The sequence below is a fragment of the Streptomyces sp. NPDC057939 genome (assembly GCF_042887545.1).
Classification (GTDB): Bacteria; Actinomycetota; Actinomycetes; order Streptomycetales; family Streptomycetaceae; genus Streptomyces.
Genome location: NZ_JBHVPG010000049.1, coordinates 15,506 through 34,861, shown reverse-complemented (window position 1 = coordinate 34,861; position 19,356 = coordinate 15,506). Strand labels below are relative to the sequence as shown.

General features: G+C 72.6%; 17 protein-coding genes. 7 read left to right on the top strand and 10 right to left on the bottom strand.

The features are described 5' to 3' along the window. The first annotated feature begins 118 nt into the window (after positions 1-118). The 3 genes from ACFVS6_RS34360 to ACFVS6_RS34350 all read left to right on the top strand — a co-directional run bounded on the left by ACFVS6_RS34360 (position 119) and on the right by ACFVS6_RS34350 (position 3,044). Entirely contained in the window at positions 119-976 is an 858-nt protein-coding gene (locus ACFVS6_RS34360; protein ID WP_389710211.1) for a DUF692 family multinuclear iron-containing protein, read from the top strand. A 203-nt stretch (positions 977-1,179) separates the two neighbouring features. Next, entirely contained in the window at positions 1,180-2,400 is a 1,221-nt protein-coding gene (locus ACFVS6_RS34355; RefSeq protein WP_389710209.1) for an ATP-binding protein, read from the top strand. After that, complete coding sequence (locus ACFVS6_RS34350) at positions 2,397-3,044, top strand: response regulator (RefSeq protein WP_389710207.1); 648 nt, start codon at positions 2,397-2,399, stop codon at positions 3,042-3,044. The genes ACFVS6_RS34355 and ACFVS6_RS34350 overlap by 4 nt, the downstream gene beginning before the upstream one ends. Positions 3,045-3,149: 105 nt before the next feature. On the opposite strand, the gene ACFVS6_RS34345 is transcribed toward ACFVS6_RS34350, so the two are convergent. The 4 genes from ACFVS6_RS34345 to ACFVS6_RS34330 all read right to left on the bottom strand — a co-directional run bounded on the left by ACFVS6_RS34345 (position 3,150) and on the right by ACFVS6_RS34330 (position 5,936). Beyond that, entirely contained in the window at positions 3,150-3,341 is a 192-nt protein-coding gene (locus ACFVS6_RS34345; protein WP_389710205.1) for a hypothetical protein, read from the bottom strand. Continuing rightward, positions 3,338-4,888, bottom strand: a complete 1,551-nt coding sequence (locus tag ACFVS6_RS34340; RefSeq protein WP_389710203.1) for an aKG-HExxH-type peptide beta-hydroxylase — start codon at positions 4,886-4,888, stop codon at positions 3,338-3,340. The genes ACFVS6_RS34345 and ACFVS6_RS34340 overlap by 4 nt, the downstream gene beginning before the upstream one ends. A gap of 108 nt (positions 4,889-4,996) precedes the next feature. Next, the gene (locus tag ACFVS6_RS34335; protein ID WP_389710201.1) at positions 4,997-5,122 is read right to left on the bottom strand and encodes a hypothetical protein; all 126 of its coding nucleotides are present in this window, start codon (positions 5,120-5,122) and stop codon (positions 4,997-4,999) included. Between the two features lie 274 nt (positions 5,123-5,396). After that, a complete protein-coding gene (locus tag ACFVS6_RS34330) occupies positions 5,397-5,936 on the bottom strand; it encodes a hypothetical protein (protein WP_389710200.1) in 540 nt (179 codons plus the stop codon). A 1,221-nt stretch (positions 5,937-7,157) separates the two neighbouring features. Between ACFVS6_RS34330 and ACFVS6_RS34325 the strand changes: the two genes are divergently transcribed. Both ACFVS6_RS34325 and ACFVS6_RS34320 read left to right on the top strand, forming a co-directional pair. Continuing rightward, positions 7,158-9,542 carry an FUSC family protein gene (locus ACFVS6_RS34325; RefSeq protein WP_389710198.1) on the top strand — a complete coding sequence of 795 codons (2,385 nt, stop codon included), beginning with the start codon at positions 7,158-7,160 and terminating at the stop codon, positions 9,540-9,542. A gap of 137 nt (positions 9,543-9,679) precedes the next feature. Beyond that, positions 9,680-11,155 (top strand): multicopper oxidase family protein, encoded by a 1,476-nt coding sequence (locus ACFVS6_RS34320; RefSeq protein ID WP_389710196.1) that lies wholly within the window; start codon positions 9,680-9,682, stop codon positions 11,153-11,155. Positions 11,156-11,284: 129 nt separating this feature from the next. Here the strand turns inward: ACFVS6_RS34320 and ACFVS6_RS34315 are convergent, their stop codons facing one another. Both ACFVS6_RS34315 and ACFVS6_RS34310 read right to left on the bottom strand, forming a co-directional pair. Further along, on the bottom strand, positions 11,285-11,602 hold the full coding sequence (locus ACFVS6_RS34315) for a hypothetical protein (protein WP_389710194.1): 318 nt from the start codon (positions 11,600-11,602) through the stop codon (positions 11,285-11,287). Positions 11,603-11,675: 73 nt separating this feature from the next. Beyond that, complete coding sequence (locus ACFVS6_RS34310; protein ID WP_389710192.1) at positions 11,676-12,506, bottom strand: hypothetical protein; 831 nt, start codon at positions 12,504-12,506, stop codon at positions 11,676-11,678. 268 nt (positions 12,507-12,774) lie between these two features. On the opposite strand from ACFVS6_RS34310, the gene ACFVS6_RS34305 reads away from it, so the two are divergent. Further along, positions 12,775-13,125, top strand: coding sequence for an SH3 domain-containing protein (locus ACFVS6_RS34305; protein WP_389710191.1), 351 nt, complete (start codon positions 12,775-12,777; stop codon positions 13,123-13,125). 74 nt (positions 13,126-13,199) lie between these two features. Here ACFVS6_RS34305 and ACFVS6_RS34300 read toward each other — a convergent pair whose 3' ends face one another. The 4 genes from ACFVS6_RS34300 to ACFVS6_RS34285 form a co-directional block, all read right to left on the bottom strand. After that, positions 13,200-13,553, bottom strand: coding sequence for a UBP-type zinc finger domain-containing protein (locus ACFVS6_RS34300; RefSeq protein WP_389710189.1), 354 nt, complete (start codon positions 13,551-13,553; stop codon positions 13,200-13,202). After that, a complete protein-coding gene (locus ACFVS6_RS34295) occupies positions 13,550-15,028 on the bottom strand; it encodes an ATP-binding protein (protein WP_389710187.1) in 1,479 nt (492 codons plus the stop codon). Before ACFVS6_RS34295 ends, ACFVS6_RS34300 begins: the two co-directional genes overlap by 4 nt. Continuing rightward, the gene (locus ACFVS6_RS34290) at positions 15,025-16,701 is read right to left on the bottom strand and encodes an FAD-dependent oxidoreductase (RefSeq protein WP_389710185.1); all 1,677 of its coding nucleotides are present in this window, start codon (positions 16,699-16,701) and stop codon (positions 15,025-15,027) included. The genes ACFVS6_RS34295 and ACFVS6_RS34290 overlap by 4 nt, the downstream gene beginning before the upstream one ends. Positions 16,702-16,845: 144 nt before the next feature. Then, the gene (locus ACFVS6_RS34285) at positions 16,846-18,327 is read right to left on the bottom strand and encodes a helix-turn-helix domain-containing protein (protein WP_389710183.1); all 1,482 of its coding nucleotides are present in this window, start codon (positions 18,325-18,327) and stop codon (positions 16,846-16,848) included. 212 nt (positions 18,328-18,539) lie between these two features. On the opposite strand from ACFVS6_RS34285, the gene ACFVS6_RS34280 reads away from it, so the two are divergent. After that, the gene (locus tag ACFVS6_RS34280) at positions 18,540-19,289 is read left to right on the top strand and encodes a DUF4232 domain-containing protein (RefSeq protein WP_389710181.1); all 750 of its coding nucleotides are present in this window, start codon (positions 18,540-18,542) and stop codon (positions 19,287-19,289) included. The last annotated feature ends 67 nt before the right edge of the window (positions 19,290-19,356 follow it).

Here is a 19,356-nt window from a genome sequence, read left to right as displayed (position 1 = left end):
ACGTCCCCGTCCCCCGCCCCCTCACCCGAACGCACTACAGGACCGTCCCCGGGCCCGCCCTAGCGTGGCGTCAGCGCCGGTTCCCCGGTGCCCCGTCCCACGGACAGGAGGATCAGGAATGCTTGCCGACCTGCCCCACCTCGGCTCCGGTCTCGGCTACCGCACCGAGATCTCGGCGGAGATCGAAGCCTGCCCCCGGGCCGCCGACTGGCTGGAAATCATCACCGAGCACTACCTGGACGCACCGCCCGACGCCCGCGAACGCCTCCACCGGCTCAGGAAGCACCACCGGCTCGTCCCGCACGGATTGGAACTGTCGCTGGGCGCCCCCGAGGAACCGGCGGCCGGCTACGTCGAGGCGCTGGCCGCGCTGGTCGCGGAGATCGACGCGCCCTGGTTCAGCGACCACCTCTGCTTCACCCGGGCCGGCGGCATCTCCCTGGGCACCCTCGTACCGCTGCCGCGGCTGCGGGAGATCGCTGCGGCCGTGGGACGGCGCGCCCAGCGGGTGCAGGACGCCGTCGGGGTCCCCCTCATCCTGGAGAACATCACCTACTACCTGGACCTGCCGTCGCCCCTGACCGAGGCCCAGTTCATCACCGAGGTGATGGAACACTGCGACTGCGGCCTGCTGCTCGACCTCACCAACCTCGACATCAACTCCCGCAACCACGGCTACGACGCCCAGGAGTTCCTCGACACGATCCCGCTGGAACGCGTCGTCCAGGTGCACCTCGCGGGCGGGACGGAGGGCGACGAGGGGCACATGGCCACCGACACGCACAGCGCCCCCGTACCCGAAGGGGTGTGGCACCTGCTGTCCCGGCTGCTCGACCGCACGACGTCGGTGCGCGCCACCCTCGTCGAACGCGACCAGGACTTCCCCGACGACTTCGGCGAACTGCGCGCCGAGCTGAGCCGCGCCCGCGGGATCCTGAACGCCGCCGGGGCCGTGCCGCACCGGGCCCCCGCGTGACGCCCGCAGCCCTCGGCACGGGACCGGGACGGGCCCCGCGCACGACCCCCGGGGGCGGGCCGGCGTGCGCGGCGCCCCCGGCCGGAACCGGGGGGCGCGAACCCCACGCACGGCAGGATCCGCGCACGGGAACCTAAACTGGGCGTGTGCGCCACAGCGGCAGCGGAACGGCAACGGAACGCGCGGTCGGACACTGGCCGCCGGTGGCACCGGATGCCCCCGGGGCCGACGCCGTCGCGGACATCTTCCTCGACTTCGACCGGCAGGCCCAACGGCTGCGCAGCATCTTCCGGCTGGCACTGGTGGGCGTCATGGCACTCGTGGCCTGGGCGGGCACGCCGCCCGACCAGTGGCCCGCGCAGTTCGCACTGGTCGGCGCGTACGGGCTGGTGTCCCTCTTCACCTGGTGGATGTGGCGCCACCGCCCCGAGCGGGCCCAGCGGATCCGCCGGTTGGCGCCGATGGCGATCGTCGACGTGGCCGCCGTGTCCGCCCTGCAGTTCCTGTCCATCGGCAGCTACCTCTCCCTGGGCCTGCTGGCGTTCCTGCCGTTCTTCACGGCGACCCATCCCGGCAGGCGCGCGCTGCTGCTGTCCGTCGCCGCCATCGCCGCCGGCGGTTCCGTACTGACCGATTCGGCCTTCCGCCGCGAGCTGAGCGGCGCGGAGGGGCTGACGCTGCTGGCGATGCTGATCCTGCTGTGCGTGGTGGCGATGGCCGTGTCACGGGTGCAGGACCGCCGGCTGGAGCGGGTCGCCGCCCTCACCATCAGCCGGTCGATCCTGCTGCGGGACGTGGTGTCCGCCGAGGCGCGCGAGCGCCGCACCGTCGCGGAGTGCGTGCACGACGGACCCCTCCAGACGGTACTGGCCGTCCGCCAGGACCTGGGCCAGGCCCGCAAGGCCCCGGACGGCGCGCCCGCCCTGCTGGAACGGGCCTTCGAGCTGCTCGGTGACGTCTCGCAGGAACTGCGGCAGGTCAGCGTCACCCTCCACCCGTCGGTACTGGAACAGGCCGGGCTGGCCGCCGCCGTGCGCTCCCTCGCCCGAACGACCGAGAAGCGGACCGGAATCGCCGTGGAATGCGACCTGGACCACCCGCGACGCCACGGCTTCGACCCGGTCGTGTTCGGCCTGGCACGGGAACTGCTGGCCAACGTCGAACGCCACTCCGGGGCCGAACACGTCCGCGTGGGGCTGCGGGACACGGGAGCAGCGGTGATTCTTGAGGTGAGGGACGACGGCGTCGGCATGGACGAGGAGGTGCGCGCCGACCGACTCGCCGAGGGACACATCGGACTCGCCTCGCAGCGGGCCCGGGTGGAGGCCCTGGGAGGCCGCATGGAGCTGGTTCCCACCGAACGGGGCACCTGGGTGCGCGTCACCCTGCCCGAGCCGGAGCGCGCCGATGTGGAGGCACCATGACCTACGGACAGCCCAGGGTGCGGGTCGTGGTCGGCGACGACCACCCGGTGTACCGGGACGGAATCGTCTCCGCGCTCAACGGCAGCGGCCGCGTCGAAGTGGTGGCGGCGGTCGGCGACGGCCGCACCGCCCTGGAGGCGATCCGCGAGCACCGGCCGGCCGTGGCCCTGCTCGACTACCGCATGCCCGAGCTGGACGGCCTGGAGGTGGCGCACGCCGTCGCCCGGGACGAACTGCCGACCCGCGTGCTGCTGCTCTCGGCCACGACCGAGAGCGACGTCGTGTACCGGGCGGTGCAGGAGGGCGCGGCGGGCTACCTGTCCAAGGAGTCCGACCGCGACGACATCATCGCGGCGGTGATGGCCTGCGCCAAGGGCGAGAACGTGCTGCACCCGGAACTCGTCACCGGGCTCGCCTCGGAGGTCCGGCTGCGGGCCAGATCGGAGGAACCGCTGCTCAGCGCACGCGAGCGGCAGGTCCTCCAGATGATCGCGCAGGGCCTGTCGGTCCCCGACATGGCCAAGGAGCTGTACCTGGCGCCCACCACCGTCAAGACGCACATCCGCAGGCTGTACGAGAAGCTCGGCGTGTCCGACCGCGGCGCCGCGGTCGCCAAGGCGATGCGGACGCACATGCTGGAGTGACGGCGCCGCGGGGACGGAGCCGGGCATCCGACCGGCCCCCGGGGCGCGAGCGTCCGGGGGCCGGTCGTGGTGGTGGCGGCGGGGGCGGTGCGGCCGTCTGCCGCCTCAGCCGCCGCAGCGCGCGCAGTGCATGGCCGTGACCACGCGGACACTGCTCGTGCCCATGCCCCGGGCCTGGGTCAGTTCCCGGCGCCCCACACGCACGTGCGTGTCGCAGACCGCCGCGCCGCACACGCGGCACACGGCCTCGGCGGGCCGGTGGTGTCCGGAGTCCGTCCGGCAGATGTGACAGTTCATCGCGCTGCTCCTTCGGTCGCACGGGATCCGGCGGCGGCCGGAGCGGTGGTGGGGGTGGTGGCGGGGACGGTGACGGTGGCGGGCGGCGGCGTGCCGGTGGGGGCGATCAGGCCGGCGGACAGCAGGGCCTCCAGGGCTCCGCCGAGACCGGACAGCCCGCCCGGAGCCTTTCGCAGGTACGCCGCCTCCAGGGCCCGCAGGTCCCGGCCGTCGCACAGGGAGAACACGAACCAGGCGTGCGCGTTCAGCCACACCATCCGGCTCGATCCGGGGGCGACCGCCAGGAGCGTGCCCTGGTCCTGGAGCGGCAGGACCGTGATCGGCCGTCGCTGGTGGTAGCCGCCGGGGTGCGGGACGGCCGCCGGGTCGGGCGCCGACGCCGTTACCCGCTCGGTGGCGTGTTCCGGACTCCGGTCCGTGGGCGGGAGCCCGGGCACGAGGGGCGCGACCGCGTCGAGGAGCCGCACCACCATCGCCCGGCCGTCCGAGGTCAGCGCGTCCCCGTGGGCGTGCAGCGCCTGGCAGGCCAGGTACCGGGTGCGCTCCTCGCTCGTCGCGTACGTGCCTTCCGCCGCGGCGACGCTGCCCGGAGTGCAGGCACCGACCGACTCGCGGGCGGGCGGCTCCCCGTAGCGGCGCCGCAGCTCCGCCGGGGCGGCTGCCGCGGCGGCGAAGAAGAGCACCATGTGGGCGTAGACGTGCAGGGAGCTGTAGACCCGGCGCAGGTTCCAGTCCACCACCCGCCAGGGCGGGATCCCCGTCATCCGGCCGATGTCGGACACCAGGGCGCCGGTGCGCATGATGTCGAACATCTTGAGGTGGAGCGACTCGTGGAAGAGGAGTTCGGCGGCCTTCCACGGGTCGGTCAGCGCGTGGGGCGACAGGAAGAGGGCGGAGGGCAGCCGGTCGCCACAGGCGAAGGAGTGCACGCTGCCGTCCTCGTCCTCGCCCTCGGCGAACCCGACCAGGGCGACGTGCCGCAGGGCACCCGCCCCGGTGTGGGGGAGCAACTCGGCGAGCAACTCGGCTCCCCGGGACAGCGCGGCCAGTGCCTCGCCGTCGGGTTCGACCCGGCGGGTCACGCCCATCTCCTCGAAGACGTCGTCACGCCGCCGGCCGAGCGCGGTGAGCAGCGGGTGTGCCTCCTCCGGCAGGGTGGAGGTCCACACCCAGGCCGGCCCCAGGGCGGGCCACGGCTGGTGGTGGGATTCCATGAGCCCTTCGCAGGGGCCCAGTGCGTCCTTGGCGGAGCCCGCCTGCCGGAGCATCAGGGCCAGGGTGCTCGGCTCGGACGGCCGGCTCAGGGCCACGGCGAGATCGCGTTCGAAGGCGTTGTGGAGCACCGGATCGCACAGGAGGCGCCGCAGGCCGGCGGTCGGCAGTCGCCCGACGCGACCGAACTCCGTCGCGTGGCGCGGATGACGCCCGGCGAGGATCCGCAATCCGACGCGGAACCGTGCGGTGTTGCGGGCGTCGATGGTGTCGGCGGAGCCGAACCGCGGGTCGGTACCGAGGATCCGGTCGATCTCCGTGAGGTTCCGGGGCATGCGATTCACCTTGCTGTGCGGGGGAGGGGGAAGGGAGGGGGCGGGGCTGGAACGTTCCGGAGGGCGGGCCCGGGACCGGCGTTCTCGTCGATCCCGGGCCACCCCCGGTCACCGGGCCGCGGGAGCGACCAGCGGGGGGATCCAGTCGCGCTCCTCCGCGAGGTCGAAGTTGACCTCGGGGAGGTCCATGAGCGGTTCGGTCAGGCGGGGCGGGGCGACGTGTGAGGTGGGCATGGCGCGTCCTTCGTCCGAATCGGGTAAACGGTGGATTCACCGCGCCTTCACGCTAGGCAGGGCGGCCGCGCCCGCTCGTCATCCGTTCGGCGGGCTCCGGGGATGACGCACCGGTCCCCGCTCCGGCAGGCCCCGGCGCGGCGCGGCGCGGCGTCGGTGGACGGGCCGCGCCGCCCCCCCCAGCGGCCGTTCCGCGTCCCTCAGCCGCCGTTCCCCACCCGTTCCTCCACCCCGTGGACCGATCGGGGGACGCGTCGACCCGTGGCCGCCGGCTTCACTGGAACCAGCGCTCGGGGCACCCAGTCCCCACGGGACCGAACCGGCCCCGTGACCGCGCTGCAACCCGAAACCACCGGAGGCCCAGGAACATGTTCTCGACCCGAGCTCTCACCACCGCCGGCCTGACCGCGGGCGTCCTCGCCCTCACCGGAGTCACCGCCTTCACCGCCCAGGCCGCCACCGGCCCGAAGCTGCAGGCCTCGGGCGGCAAGAGCCTGGCCGTAGCCACCCCCGAACACCGGATACCGACGGGGAAGTCGCTGAGCTCGCTTCCCTCGGAGAAGGCGATCAGTTCTCTTCCGTCGGGGAAGGACCTCAGCTCCCTTCCGTCGGAGAAGGCGATCAGCTCTCTCGCGTCGGGGAAGAAGCTCAACTCCCTCCCGTCGGGGAAGTCGCTGAGCTCGCTTCCCTCGGAGAAGGCGATCAGTTCTCTTCCGACGGGGAAGGACCTCAGCTCCCTTCCGTCGGGGAAGGACCTCAACTCCCTGCCCTCCGAGAAGGCGATCAGCTCCCTTCCCACTGGTGAGAAGGCCATAGCCTGACCGTGTTCCCCGGAGGGGCCCGGAGCCGCATGGGCTCCGGGCCCCTCCGTCGTGCCCGCGAAGGCCGGGCGGGTGCGGACAACGACCTCGTCCCCGGACGCGGCGGGCCGCGTCGCGGTCGAGGGCCGTCGGGTGTGTGCGCCGCCGTCCGGCGTGGTGAACGGGGCGACTTCGAGCGGGCTCGCCCCGGGTGGCCGCCGGTGCGGGGTGCTCTTCGCCTGCCCGCGCCGAATCCTGCGCCTCGGCCTCCGCCTCGCCGCACGGCGCCCGCACCGAGCGACGTCCGGACGCGCCGGCCGTACCCGGTCGGGGGCGACCGGCGGAGCCGACCGCCGGTCCACGGACCCGGCCGGTCGCCGGGTTCGTCCGGGTGAGGCACCCGGACGAACCCGGGCCACGTCCACGGCACATGACGAAACCCGCCGGGGCGTGCTCGGCGGGTGCGGGTGCGTGGTGGCGGGAGGCGGGAGGCGGGAGGCGGGAGCACGAGCGGAGGCCGGGCCCCGCGTCGGGGTGCGGGCCCCCGCGTACGTCCCCGAGAACCCGCAGCGGGTGCGGCAGCCCCGGGGCGGGGGGGGGGGGGCCGCGCCGCCCCCACCGCGGGGGGGGGGTCCCCGTTACCGGCGGGCGGCCGCGGGAACCAGTTCGATTCCCAGCGGTGCGCCACGGCCCGTGACGGGGGCCGCTGTGGTCTTCACCATCGTCGTGCTCCTCTCGGTGGGGGTTCTGCGTACGACATTAGGGAGGGAGGGGGCACGGGCCGGTCATACGAACGGACGAGCAGTCGGACGACGGCGTCGAGCGGCGGCGGAGGGTGCCCGCTCGATCGGCCGAGGGGGTCGGTGAGGGGGGACCGATCGGAGGAACGGCGGAGACCCGGCGCGCCGACCGAACGAAGGCTCACACGGCTCCGCCGGGTTCGTATGGTCGGTAGTGCGCACGGGGGTGGGGACAACGGAACAGCAGGCCGGAAGTACGGGAAGTCCGCGACATGAGGAGCATGCGCGGCTGCGACGGCAACCGCTCACTCGGGTGTAAGACCCGACGGTGACCAATCCGCGAGTAGACCCCCGCAGCACATCCCGATCCGCCCCGGCACCCCTCCGGACCGGCAACCGCCGGTCCGCATTCTTCCGCCCCCGGCGGGCCCTCGGGTCGATACGGCCGCGGAGCGCCGAACGGTGCCCGGGCCGTACCCGCGGTTCACTGGAAGGGTGGCGGTCGGGAAGGACGGCGCGGTGGACGAGGAACCGGCTGCGATGCGCGAGAAACCACGTTCCGTGCGCGAGGCGCTCGGCGCGTCGGACCCCGGGCTGGTCCGCCTCGTGGGGGCGGCCAACACCGTCCTCGCGATCTGCCTCACCCTGGCGGTCCTGTGGGCGTTCGGCTTCGCCACCCCCTACCTGGTCGCGGCCGGCTCGTCGGCACTGGTGTGGTCGATGGTGCTCACCGGACCGCTTCCCGGCGAGCAGGCCGTCACCCACGCCCTGAGCCTTCCGGTCGCACTGGCCTCCGCGACGGTCGCCGTACTGCTGAAGCCCTACCCGGAAGTGTCGGGCGCGGTGTTCGTGGTGCTGCTGTTCGTCACGGTGTACGTGCGCCGCTACGGCCCCCGCGGCACCGCGCTGGGCATGAACGCCTTCCAGATGTACTTCGTCATGCAGTTCGTGACGTTCACGACGGCGGAGCTCCCACGGCTGTGGGCTGCCGTGGCCGTGGCGTTCGGCTGCGGGGCGGTCGTCCGGTTCGCGCTCCTGAGGACGACCCCGGCCCGCTCGTTCGCCCGCCTCCAGCGGTCGGTCCGGACCTGCTTGGCGGACCTGGCCTCCGCCCTCGCGGACCTGGTCGGTGACGGTACGCCCGGGCCGGTGTCCCAGCCGAGGCTGAGGGCGGTACAGCGCCGTCTGGTGCGACTGCACACGTGCGCGCTCATGCTCCAGGACAGCGTCGAGCTGTGCGCGTCCCCGCCCGTCGCCGACCTCGTCCGGTCCCGGATGACGGAGGCCGACGTACGGGCCGAACGCATGGTGGTGATGGTGCTCCGGGCGGTCGAGGGCGGTACGGGCGCCACCGACTTCGCACACCGACTGCACCTGCCCGGAGACGGTTCGGGGCCCGCCGTGGGCGCCGTGGCACCGGATGGCCCTGCCGCCGGGACATCGGCGCCGTCCAGGGCCACGACCTTGGCCGCGCGCGTGCGGGCCCTCGGGCCGGCCCTGGCCGGCGGACCGTTCCCGCGGCCTGCCCCCCTGCCCCCGGACACCGACCCGGTCCACGTCGAGGCGCACCTGGCGGTGGAGGACTTCGAGCAGGCCGCCGCCGCCCTGCGGGACGCCTTCCGGGGCGACCCGCGACAGGCCGCTCCCCATGCGCCCACGACGTCCGGGGCGGACCCGGCCACGCCCGGGAGGCCCGCGTCGGGCGGTCCGGTCGGGTGGAGCCGTCCGACCACCCGTGCGGCCGTACAGGTCGCCTGCGGTGCGGCCCTCGCCACGGTCGGCGGTCAACTCATCTCCGTCGACCACTGGTACTGGGCCGTCCTGGCCTGCTGGATGGTCTTCTTCAACACCTCCTCCACCGGCGAGATCGCGCTGAAGGGTTACCGGAGGGTGCTCGGCACCGCCGCCGGGATGCTGGTCGGCATCGCCGTGGCGGCCGGCCTCGCGGGGCACCCCTGGGGGGCCTTCCTGCTCACCCTCGTCTGCGTGTTCGGCATGGCGTACACGGCCGCGCTGTCGTACACAGTCGCCACCTTCTTCATCACGCTGATGATCGCCCTGCTGTCGGACCTGCTCGGCGACTACACCGGCGGCCTGCTGCTGATCCGGATGGCGGAGACCGGGTTCGGCGTGGTGTGCGGGGTGCTCGCCGCCGTCGTGATCCTGCCCCGGGCGACCGCCCGGCAGACCGACGTCCAGTTCGCCGCCGCCCTGGCCGCCCTGGCCGGGGCGCTGGAGGAGACCGTGCGCAGGGTGACCGGACCGCGCGCCGCCGATCCCGGTCCGGGAACCGACCCGGGATCGGCCCCGCGCGTCCCGGCGGCGCGGGCGACCCCGGTCCGTGCGGCGCAGGCCCTGGACCGGGCCGTCGCGGAGCTCGCCCGGTCGGTGACGCCGGTGGTCCACCCCGTGGCGCCGCACCGCAACCGCCGCAGTGCGGCGCTCCGGCTGATGGGCCTGCTGGAGACCTGTGCCTACCACGCCAGGACCCTCGCGGTGGAGGCGGAGCGGGTGGAACCCGGTGCCTGGTCCCGGGCAAGCGCCGAGCCGTTGCTGGAGGAAGCGGTGGGCGCCGTCAACGGGAAGCTGACCCTCCTCGCGGCGCGGATCACGGGTGAGGACAGTGACGCCGGGGACGCCAGTGACACCGGCAACACCAGTGACACCGGCGGCGCCGGTCGTACCCGCGGGTCCGGCGGCGCCACCGTCGGGTCCGGCGGCGTCAAATCGGGCACGGCGGTCCTCGGGCCGGAGTTCGGGGCGCGCGTCGCCGGACCGGGCGTCGGCCCGGACGCCGTGCGCTTCCTGCGGCACTTCCAGCGCCTGGACGACGACGTCCGGGCGATGGAGCGGGTCATTTCCGGTGCGGTACGACATTAATTCCGGCGAACCGGAATGATCCGGCTTTGCCGTCAAAGCGCGGGTCATTGAATTAATTCCAGACCCCGGCGCGGCATGATCTCCCGAAGGCGGCCCCACAGGGCCGCGGAGAGTGCCCACTACGTCTCGGAGTCCGGATGAGAAGACATCAATTCGCCCGGTGGACCGCTGTCGCCTCGCTGCTCGGCGCGCTCGCCCTGGCCTCGGGCTGCGGTACCGCCAGGACGGGCGAGGGCCGAGCGGCGCCCACGGCCTCCGTCTCCGCCTCGCCCGCCTCCACGGTCTCGCCCTCACCGGCGTTGACCGCCGCGGCCACCGAGGATCTCCGTGACCCGGCCCAGGTCGTGAGCCGGAACGGCCTGCTGAAGACGCGGATCGTGGTCGAGCGGAAGAAGGTCCAACTGGCGGGCCGGTCCCTGTGGGCGCTCACGTACAACGGCTTGTACATGCCGCCCACGTTGCGGCTCCAGCCGGGCGACCGGATGGAGATCGCTTTCGAGAACAAGCTCGACCAGCAGACGAATCTCCACGTGCACGGCATGCATGTTTCACCGACCGGGAATTCCGACAATATTTTCCTGAACATCGCACCGGGCAAGACCTTCGACTTCGCCTACCAATTCCCGAAGAGTTTGGAACCGGGAACGTACTGGTACCACCCGCACCCGCACACCCTGTCCGCCGCGCAGACGGCGGGCGGCATGGCGGGCATCATCGTGGTCGACGGTCTCGACCGGTACATGCCGCCGGAGCTGCGCGGCATCACCCAGCACGTGGTGGCGCTGAAGGACTTCCAGATCGTCGGCGACCAGATCAAGACGGCCGACCTCAAGATGGGCGCGCCGACCACCCGCACCGTGAACGGCCAGCTCAACCCGCGCATCCGGATCAAGCCGGGCGAGACCCAGCTGTGGCGCCTCGCCAACATCGGGGCGAACATCTTCTACAAGGTCGCGCTGCCGGGCAGCAAGTTCCACGTCGTCGCCCAGGACGGCTACCCGGTGAACAAGGTCTACTCGGCCGACTCGATCGTGATCCCGGCGGGCGCGCGGTACGACGTACTGGTGCAGGGCGGCAAGGCCGGCACCGTCGAGCTGCAAACCCTGCCGTACAACTCCGGCAAGGCCGGCAACCAGTTCCCGCAGGCCACCCTGGCGACGGTGGAGACCTCCGGCGAGCCGGTGGAGCAGGCTGCCCTGCCGACCACCTTCGCCCCGGTGGACGACCTGGGGACGGCAACCGTCGCGGGTCGCAAGACGATCGTGTTCACGGAGAACGCGGACGGCACGCAGTTCTACATCAACAAGAAGCAGTTCGACCACAACCGCACCGACTTCCGGGTCAAGCTCAACACGGTCGAGGAATGGACGATCCGCAACGACAGTGACGAGGTCCACTCGTTCCACGTCCACACCAACGACTTCCAGGTGATGAGCATCAACGGGAAGCCGCAGGTCAACTACGGTTTCCAGGACACGGTCGACGTCCCGGCCCGGGGCAACATGGTGGTCCGGTCCCGGTTCCTCGACTACACGGGCAAGACCGTCCTGCACTGCCACATCCTCAACCACGAGGACGCGGGCATGATGGCCACCCTCCAGATCGACAACTAGGGGCACTCCGGTCGATCACGTGACCCCGTCGAGCCGAGGGGAAGCACCGGAAACGCTCGACGGCCCGCGCCCGGGAAGGGGCGCGGGCCGTCGGTGCGTCCGGATCCCTCCGGGGCTACCGGGGTCCGGTCATTCGGTGTCCTCGACCGCCAGGCTCAGGGCGAGGGTCTGCAGGAGGTCCTCGGTGGACGTGTCGAGGTCCGCGGCGTCGAGTGCCGTGGCCACCACGTCGAACGCGAGGATGAAGCCGTTGACCAGGGCATTGAGCGGCTGCGAGACCTGCCGCAGCACGGCCAGGCCCGTCTCCTCCAAGCCGGCGTCGACCGGAACGACGAACTCGGCGGGGATCACCTCGCCCAGCAGGTCGGAGACGAACTGGCTGTCGGCGCCGGACCTGATGGCCGTGAGCGCGGCGATCGCTTTGAGCTGGATCTCATTCTCCGTCATCGTGCCGAGCCTAATCCGCCCTGTGCCTGCCGCAGTTGAGGCCCGGCGGCGCGCTGGCGCCGAATTCGACGGATCAGCGGCCCAGCGCATTGCGCAGGGTGATGCCGTGGCGGACGCGCAGGCGGCGCACCTCCCAGACCGAGAGCGCCGTCACCGACAGGGGGCCGCCGAACATGAACGTGTACAGCACGAGCGGCGGGGCGGCCACGTCGGGACCGATGAAGAGCTGGAAGGCGAGGAGCGACCAGACCAGCAGCGGGGATATCAGCGCGGGAAGCAGCTGGTGCACGTCCCCGGCCCGGATGCAGGTGAACACGCACATGTAGGCCGAGTAGAGCGTGAAGGGGACCGAACAGATCAATACGGCGATGGACGCGAGCCATCCGACGGCGAGCAGCAGGAAGACCACCAGCTTGGCGAAGATCCCGTCGCCGAAGAACTCCATGATGCCCTGGAAGACGTCGACGCCGACCAGCTCTCCCCGGAGGGATTTGAGCGACGCCCACATGAGGAACGGGCCGGTGGCGAGCATCACGACCGTCAGGATCGGCCTGTGCAGACGTTCGGCGAAGTCCCGCCGCCTGTCACGGCTGCTCATGACGAGGAAGGCGGTGATGCCGACCACGGAGCCGATCGTCAGGACGAGGCAGGAGAAGCCCAGTTCGACGATCTTGCCGAGCACGAACTCCTCGCCGCCGTCGCTCAGCGGGTACGAAACGATCAGCCAGACGCCGGCGCCCATGCCCAGCGTCATCCGCGTGCCCTGCATCCGGCGGATGACCCGGTCGTCCACGCGTTCGGCCCTGGGGGCCTCGTCGTCGCTCGCCCAGCAGGCTCTGAGGAACGCCCTCAGCGCACCGCCGGGCGCCGACCGGGTGTCGTGGATCGGTCTGGTCCCACTCACTTCATGCCTCCGGGTCACACGCCTGCCGTACGAGCGCCGTGGGGTGCGGGCCACGCGCCACCACGGGGCATCGAACACCCTATCGGCTCGCGTTCGGGGTCCTGAACGCACGTCAGGTCCATGGCCCCCGTGGGGCCATCCGGAGGAGCGCGGGCGTGTCCGCCCGCCGAACGGGTTGCCCGCGCGGATAGTCGAGGAGGGTGCCGAAGAGGCCGGGCGCCCGCCGGCCACCCGATGCCGGTACGGATCTGCGGAGAGCGGTGCAAGGATGAAGAGAACGGTACTCGCGTGCGCGGTCGGAGCGGCCGTGCTGATCGGCCCGGCGGCCGCGACGGCAGGAGCCGCGGGGCAGTACGGATCCCTCCCCGCGCAGGGCGCGCCGAAGGCGGCGTACCCGGTCGGTGAGGTGGTCTCCGACGCGGCGCTCCACGTCCGGCAGAAGCCGACGGTGTACTCGGGCGTCGTGAAGGTGCTGCGTCCGCACCAGCGGATCCTGCTCAACTGCCAGAAGCGGGGCGGCTGGGTGGACGGCAATCCCGTCTGGTACCGGATCCAGGGTTCCGACGGCTGGGTCTCGGCGCGCTTCGTCCACAACCTCCAGCCGGTCCGCTCCTGCTGATCCCCGCCGGCCCCTGCCGTCACCCCCCTACGACGGCAGGGCGAGGCGGGGTGCCGGCGCGGGCGGTCGGGACCTCAGCGGTGCAGCAGGCCGGCCCAGTCCTGCGGGACGCGGTCGGCCGGTCCCGGGGACGGCTGGTCCGAGGGGTGGCCGTTCGGTGGCGTCAGCGCGGGACCCGACTCGTACATGGCGTTGGTCGCGTAGTTCCAGAACCATTCCTCGCCCGGCTCGAAGCTCTGCACCAGGGGATGGCCGCTGGACTTCCAGTGCGCGGTGGCGTGTTGGCCCGGCGAGGAGTCGCAGCAGCCGATGTGGCCGCACTCGGCGCAGCGCCGCAGGTGGAACCACCAGCCGCCCGCTTCGTCGCAGTCGGCGCACCCGGTGCCGCTGGGCGGAGCGCTCGGGTCGATGCCGTCGATGTCGGTCATGCGGGGTCCTCCTCGGTGGTGTCGGTTTCGGGGGGCTCCCCGATCTCCGGAGCGGTCAGCGGGAGCAGTACCTGGAAGCGGGTGTCGCCCGGGACGGATTCGACCTGGAGGCTGCCGTGGTGCTTGCTGACGACGATCCGCCAGGAGATGTCCAGGCCGAGACCGGTGCCCTCGCCGACCGGTTTGGTGGTGAAGAACGGGTCGAAGATGCGGCTGCGGACGTCCGCCGGAACACCCGGTCCCGTGTCGCGGAACTCCACCAGCAGCCGGTCCCCCTCCCGCGCCGTGCGGACCGTCAGGGTGCCCTCGCCGCCGGTGCTCCCGATCGCGAAGACGGCGTTGTCGATGAGGTTGGTCCACACCTGGTTTAGCTCCGCCGGATACGCCGGCACGTCCGGCAACGAGCGGTCGTAGTCCTTGACCACGCGCACCCCGCGACCGATCTTCCCGGACAGCATCAGCAGGGTGCTGTCGAGGAGTTCGTGGACGTCGACCACCCGGTGCGGGGCGCGGTCGAGCTGCGAGTACTGCTTGGCCGCGTCCACGAGGTGGGAGATGCGGGTGGTGGAATCGTTGATCTCGTCCATCAACAGCTCGGTCTCGACCGTGTAGTTGAGCCAGCCGATCGCCCCCGGCAGGATGTCCTCGTCGACGGCCGCCGCGACCTGCTCCAGCCAGTCCGTGTCCAGTCCGGCCTGCACGAAGGTCGGCGCGACCTTCCAGCCCTCCGCGATGCCGTGGTCATCGAGCCAGTCGGCGAGCTCGTCCTCCCGGTCGGAGGCTTCCAACGGGCTCAACGCCGGCGCCTTGGCGACGCGTTCGGCCGTGCGTTCCTGGATGTCGATCAGGCCGGCGATGACCTCCCGCGGGTAGGGGCCCTGCGCGATGACGGCCAGCTTGTGCCGCATCTTGCCCACCCGCTCCCGCAGCGCCGCGGTGGCCCGTACGGCCGCCGCGGCCGGGTTGTTCAGCTCGTGGGTGAGGCCCGCGGACAACGATCCCAGGGCCAACAGCCGTTCGCGCTGCCCGATCGCCCGCTGCGTGTTCTTCGAACCGAAGAACAACCCCTCCAGCAGGTGCGCGGCCATCGGGAACCACTCGCGCATGACGTCCGCGAACGAGTCCGCGGGCAGCACGAAGAACCGCGTCGGCTCCGTCACCCGCATCGAGTTGGTGTAGGTCTGCGGCACCTGTTCACCCAGATACGCCTGCATCGCACCCGCGTACACGCCGCGCTGCGAGGTGCGGCTCACCTCCACGTCGTCACCCCCGACCCGGCGGGCCAGGACGACGGTGCCCTCGATCATCACGTAGAAGCAGGTGGCCGGGTCGCCCTCCGTGTACACCGGTCCCACGTCGAACCGTTCCACCCGCCCCTCGGAGCACAGCCGCCCGAGCTGCTCCGGGGAGAGCTTCTCGAACAGGAACAGCGAGGCGATCTCCTGCGGGGCGCAGGGCATGACCTGCCCGCTCACGACTGCTCCAGGTACCGGTGGACGAGCATCACGGCCATGGCTCCCTCTCCGACGGCGGACGCGACGCGCTTCGCGGACCGGGCGCGGGCGTCGCCCGCCACGAACACGCCCGGGACGTTGGTCTCCAGGTGGTAGGGGGAACGGTCCAGTTCCCACTCGGCCGGCGGCCGCCCGTCCGGCGTGAGGTCCGGCCCGGCCAGGATGAAGCCGTGTTCGTCGCGCAGCACCGTGCCGTCCAACCAGTCCGTCAGGGGGGCCGCGCCGATGAACACGAACATCCACTGCGCGTCGACGAGTTCGGTCGCCCCGCTGTCCACGTTCCGGAGCGTCAACTGCTCCAGGTGCCCGTCGCCGTGCGCCTCGTCGACGACGGTCCGGGGCCGCACCGTGATGTTCGGGGCCTCCTCGATCTGCTGGATCAGGTAGTACGACATCGACGCCGCCAGGGACTCCCCGCGCACCAGTAGCGTCACCGACTTGGCACCCCGAGACAGGTACATCGCCGCCTGCCCGGCGGAATTGGCGCCGCCCACGATGTACACGTCCTGCCCCTGGCAGGAGGCCGCCTCGGTGAGCGAGGAGCCGTAGTACACCCCGCAGCCGGTCAGGCTGTCGCAGCCCGGCGCGTGGAGCTGCCGGTACGACACGCCCGTCGCCAGGATCACGCTGTGCGCGGCGACCGTCGAGCCGTCGGAGAAGCGGACGACGCGCGCCGGACCGTTGACCTCCAGCCCCGTGACCTCGCGCGCCGTGAGGATCTCGGCACCGAACCGGCCGGCCTGCCGGCGGGCGCGCTCCGTGAGCTGCGCGCCCGAGACGCCGTCCGGGAAGCCGAGGTAGTTCTCGATGCGGGAACTCTGCCCGGCCTGCCCCCCGGTCGCCGACCGCTCCACCAGGACCGTACGGAGCCCCTCGGAGGCCCCGTACACCGCCGAGCCGAGCCCGGCGGGGCCGCCCCCGATGACCACGAGGTCGTAGAAGTCGGCGGTCGGGGTCGTCGCGAGCCCGACCCGGGCGGCCAGTTCGGGCGCCTCCGGTTCGACCAGCACGCCGCCGTCGGGCGTGACCACCAGCGGCAGCCGCTGCCCGTCGGCCCCCGCCGCCTCCAGCAGCCGTCGTCCCTCCGGCTCGTCGGAGGAGTACCAGCGGTACGGCACCTGGTTGCGGGCGAGGAACTCCCGGACCGCCGAGGAACGCGCCGACCAGCGGTGCCCGACCACCTTCGTGGCCGGCACCGGGCGGTGGTCGCTGGAGCGCCACGCCGCGAGCAGGTCGTCCAGGACCGGGTAGAGCTTCTCCTCCGGCGGGTCCCAGGGCTTGAGCAGGTAGTGGTCGAGGTCGACCACGTTGATCGCGTCGATGGCCGCGTTGGTGTCGGCGTACGCGGTGAGCAGCACGCGCCGCGCTCCCGGGTACACGCCCATGGCCTCTTCGAGGAAGGCGATGCCGTTCATCTGCGGCATGCGGTAGTCGGCGAGGATCACCGCCACCAGGTCCCCGCGCAGTTTCAACTCGCGCAGCGCTTCCATCGCGGACCCACCGGACTCGGCGCGCACGATCCGGTACTCGGCGCCGTAGCGGCGCCGCAGGTCACGGGCGATGGCGCGGGAGACCCCCGGGTCGTCGTCCACCGTGAGGATGACGGTCCGTGCCGGGTCGGCGGCCTGTGCCATGCGTCGTCTCCACCCCGAGTGCTCTGGGCGGGCGGCACCGCGGGCCGTCCGCGCCGGTTCCCGCCCATCGTATGTTCGATCGTCCGGAACCGCTCCGGGACGCCGTCGACCGTGCGCTCCCGGTACACCACCGGTCGCTCCCGGTCAGCTGGTCGATCCCGCCGCGACCCAACCTTCGCCGCCGAGGGGGAACTCGAAGCCGGGCCGTCCGTTGTGGCCGCTGGTACGGAACGGCTTCCCGTTGTGGTCGATGGTGAGGGTGCCGTGCCGGGAACCGCTGGACCAGGCCAGTTCCAGGTACCAGCTGACGTCGTACGCGGAGGCGTCCGCCTTGACGTAGAACACCTCCGGCTCGGACTCGCTCACCCGGAACGGGAAGTTCGGCTGTCCCGCCACGGGGGCGAAGGCCGGCCGCGCGGCGTCGAGGGCCACGGTGAACGAACGCGTCGGCACGCCGGCCCCGCAGCCGACGCCCGGGTAGCCCATGGCGTAGTCGTTCCAGGCGAGGGGCGTGCGCTTGCCGGCCGTCCGGACGGTCATGCTGTCCAGGACCACCGTCTCCTTGCCGGAACCCTGAAGGGTGAGCGTCACGTACTGTTCGCCCGCCGGCACCGCTCCCGACGCCGCCACCCACGCCGGTGCGTCCCGTTCCAGGGGCGGCGGTCCCACCTCCGCCGGCGGCTTGTCGATCAGGTAGTGCTGGCCGCAGGGAGACTCCCAGGTGTGCGGCTGCGCCGCGACCGTCAGCGGCGCGCCGGACGCGGGACCGGCGCCGCCTCCAGGGCCGGTGGGGGAGGCGGAAGAGGATCCGGCGGCCGTTCCCGTACCGGCCGTCCCGGGAACGGCGCCCCCCGGGCCCGCTCCGGCGTCCCGGGACGCGGACGGGGAGCCCGACGCGGACGCGGGGGACGAGGCCGTCGTCGACGGACCCGCGGCCGCCGTCCCGCCGCCCGCACGCCCCGGTTCGCCGGGTGCGGCGGAGGCGGCGCCGACGTGGCCTCCCCGGACGCCGGTGTCCGAGGCCGACAGGCTCAGGGCGAGGGCGACCACCCCGGCGACGACCGCCACGGCGATCCCGGCGAGGACGGGCCCGCGCGGCCGGCGCCGCGACGGATCCGACACGCGACCCCCCGGGGCGGTGGACGGCCCGGTCACCTCCGATGCCGCGGGCGGTACCTCCGGGACCGGCGACGCCTGCGCGTCCGTCTGCGCCGCCGGGGCAGCCGACGTCCGGGCTTCCGGGGCCGGCGACGTCCGGGCCTCCGGGGCCGGTGATGCCTGCGCCGGTGAGGTCGGCGACTGGGGGGAGGAGGGGGAGGTCGGAGCCGGCGCGGGGCGGGTCTGGGTCCTGCTGCCCGGATCGCCGCCCTTGCGGGGGCGGTTCGCGTCGGCCAGCACCCAACTCCGGTGGAGTGCCAGGAGTTCCTCGGGCGACGCCTTGCAGAGCCGGGCGAGCCGTTCGACCGGTGCGTACTCCGCCGGGACGACGTCGCCGCCGCAGTACCGGTGCAGGGTCGACGTGCTCATGTGGAGGCGCTTGGCGAGCGTCCCGTAACTATGGCCGGACCGGTCCTTCAACTCGCGCAACAGCACGGCGAACTCGGACCCAGCAGTGTCTTCCGACACTGTTCCTCCCACCCGGATGTCCCGTCCCGCGTCCCAGGAACAGGTTGTTTCAGCAGCTCAGAGCCTGTGTGGGCGTCCCAGCGTCCCTGATCACCCGTTGCTGGTGGTGACCGGGACGGATCACCGCACAGGCTGATGCCATCCAAGCACACCGCCTCCGGCAGCCGGTCCCGACCGCCGCCGCGGGCAACCCGTATGAGAGGCGATCAGCCATGTTCGTGTTCCGTTCCGCCCCCACCGCGACGTCCGCCACCCGCACCCCCCGACGGCTCGTCGGCGCGGCCGTCGTCGTCGTGGCCGCGCTCGCCCTCACCGGCTGTCAGGACGGCACGGGCCTCAAGGACGAGGGGGCGGCGGCGGCCTCGGCCACCCCTTCCGCGAAGGGCGCCACCACCACCCCGCAGGGCGCCCCGTCGGGCGCCCAGGATCCGGCACCCGCCAGGACGACGGGCGGGACCGGCACGAACGGCGGCGTGCAGACCGGCACCGGTCCCACGAACGCGAAGGGCCCCTCGGAGCCGGCCGCCGACGGGAAGCGCGTCCTGTGCAACGGCGCCAACACCACCGTCACCGTCCAGCCGGTGTCGCGTCCCCTGAACCACATGCTGATCACGGTGAAGAACACCGGCTCGAAGCCGTGCGACCTCACGTACCACCCGGTGCTGCGCTTCGACGAGATGCAGTGGGCGCCGGCCGCCCGCAAGGAGACCCAGCCGCAGGCCGTGGTGTCCCTCGCACCCGGCGGGTCCGGCTACGCGGCGGCCCTGCTGTCGGCGGCCGACGGGAGCGGCGAGGGCGGCACGACCGGTCGCCGGCTCACCGTCGCCTTCCAGGGCATGACGCCCAACAGCAGCGGCGGCGCGTCGGCGACCCCCGCGCTGCCGGCCGCCGGCGTCCACTACGACAGCTCGCTGACCGTCGGGTACTGGCAGCAGAACGTCGAGGACGCCCTCGGTTCCTGAACCGACCCGGGGGCCGGTACGCCGCAGCACGCCCACCGACGTTCGATGGGCGTGCTGCGTCGCACTT

Excerpts from the sequence above, each read along its gene's own strand:
- ACFVS6_RS34360 (WP_389710211.1), top strand. The coding sequence starts at position 119 with ATGCTTGCCGACCTGCCCCACCTCGGCTCCGGTCTCGGCTACCGCACC.
- ACFVS6_RS34350 (WP_389710207.1), top strand. The coding sequence starts at position 2,397 with ATGACCTACGGACAGCCCAGGGTGCGGGTCGTGGTCGGCGACGACCAC.
- ACFVS6_RS34345 (WP_389710205.1), bottom strand. The coding sequence starts at position 3,341 with ATGAACTGTCACATCTGCCGGACGGACTCCGGACACCACCGGCCCGCC.
- ACFVS6_RS34340 (WP_389710203.1), bottom strand. The coding sequence starts at position 4,888 with ATGCCCCGGAACCTCACGGAGATCGACCGGATCCTCGGTACCGACCCG.
- ACFVS6_RS34335 (WP_389710201.1), bottom strand. The coding sequence starts at position 5,122 with ATGCCCACCTCACACGTCGCCCCGCCCCGCCTGACCGAACCGCTCATG.
- ACFVS6_RS34330 (WP_389710200.1), bottom strand. The coding sequence starts at position 5,936 with ATGGCCTTCTCACCAGTGGGAAGGGAGCTGATCGCCTTCTCGGAGGGC.
- ACFVS6_RS34320 (WP_389710196.1), top strand. The coding sequence starts at position 9,680 with ATGAGAAGACATCAATTCGCCCGGTGGACCGCTGTCGCCTCGCTGCTC.
- ACFVS6_RS34315 (WP_389710194.1), bottom strand. The coding sequence starts at position 11,602 with ATGACGGAGAATGAGATCCAGCTCAAAGCGATCGCCGCGCTCACGGCC.
- ACFVS6_RS34305 (WP_389710191.1), top strand. The coding sequence starts at position 12,775 with ATGAAGAGAACGGTACTCGCGTGCGCGGTCGGAGCGGCCGTGCTGATC.
- ACFVS6_RS34300 (WP_389710189.1), bottom strand. The coding sequence starts at position 13,553 with ATGACCGACATCGACGGCATCGACCCGAGCGCTCCGCCCAGCGGCACC.
- ACFVS6_RS34290 (WP_389710185.1), bottom strand. The coding sequence starts at position 16,701 with ATGGCACAGGCCGCCGACCCGGCACGGACCGTCATCCTCACGGTGGAC.
- ACFVS6_RS34280 (WP_389710181.1), top strand. The coding sequence starts at position 18,540 with ATGTTCGTGTTCCGTTCCGCCCCCACCGCGACGTCCGCCACCCGCACC.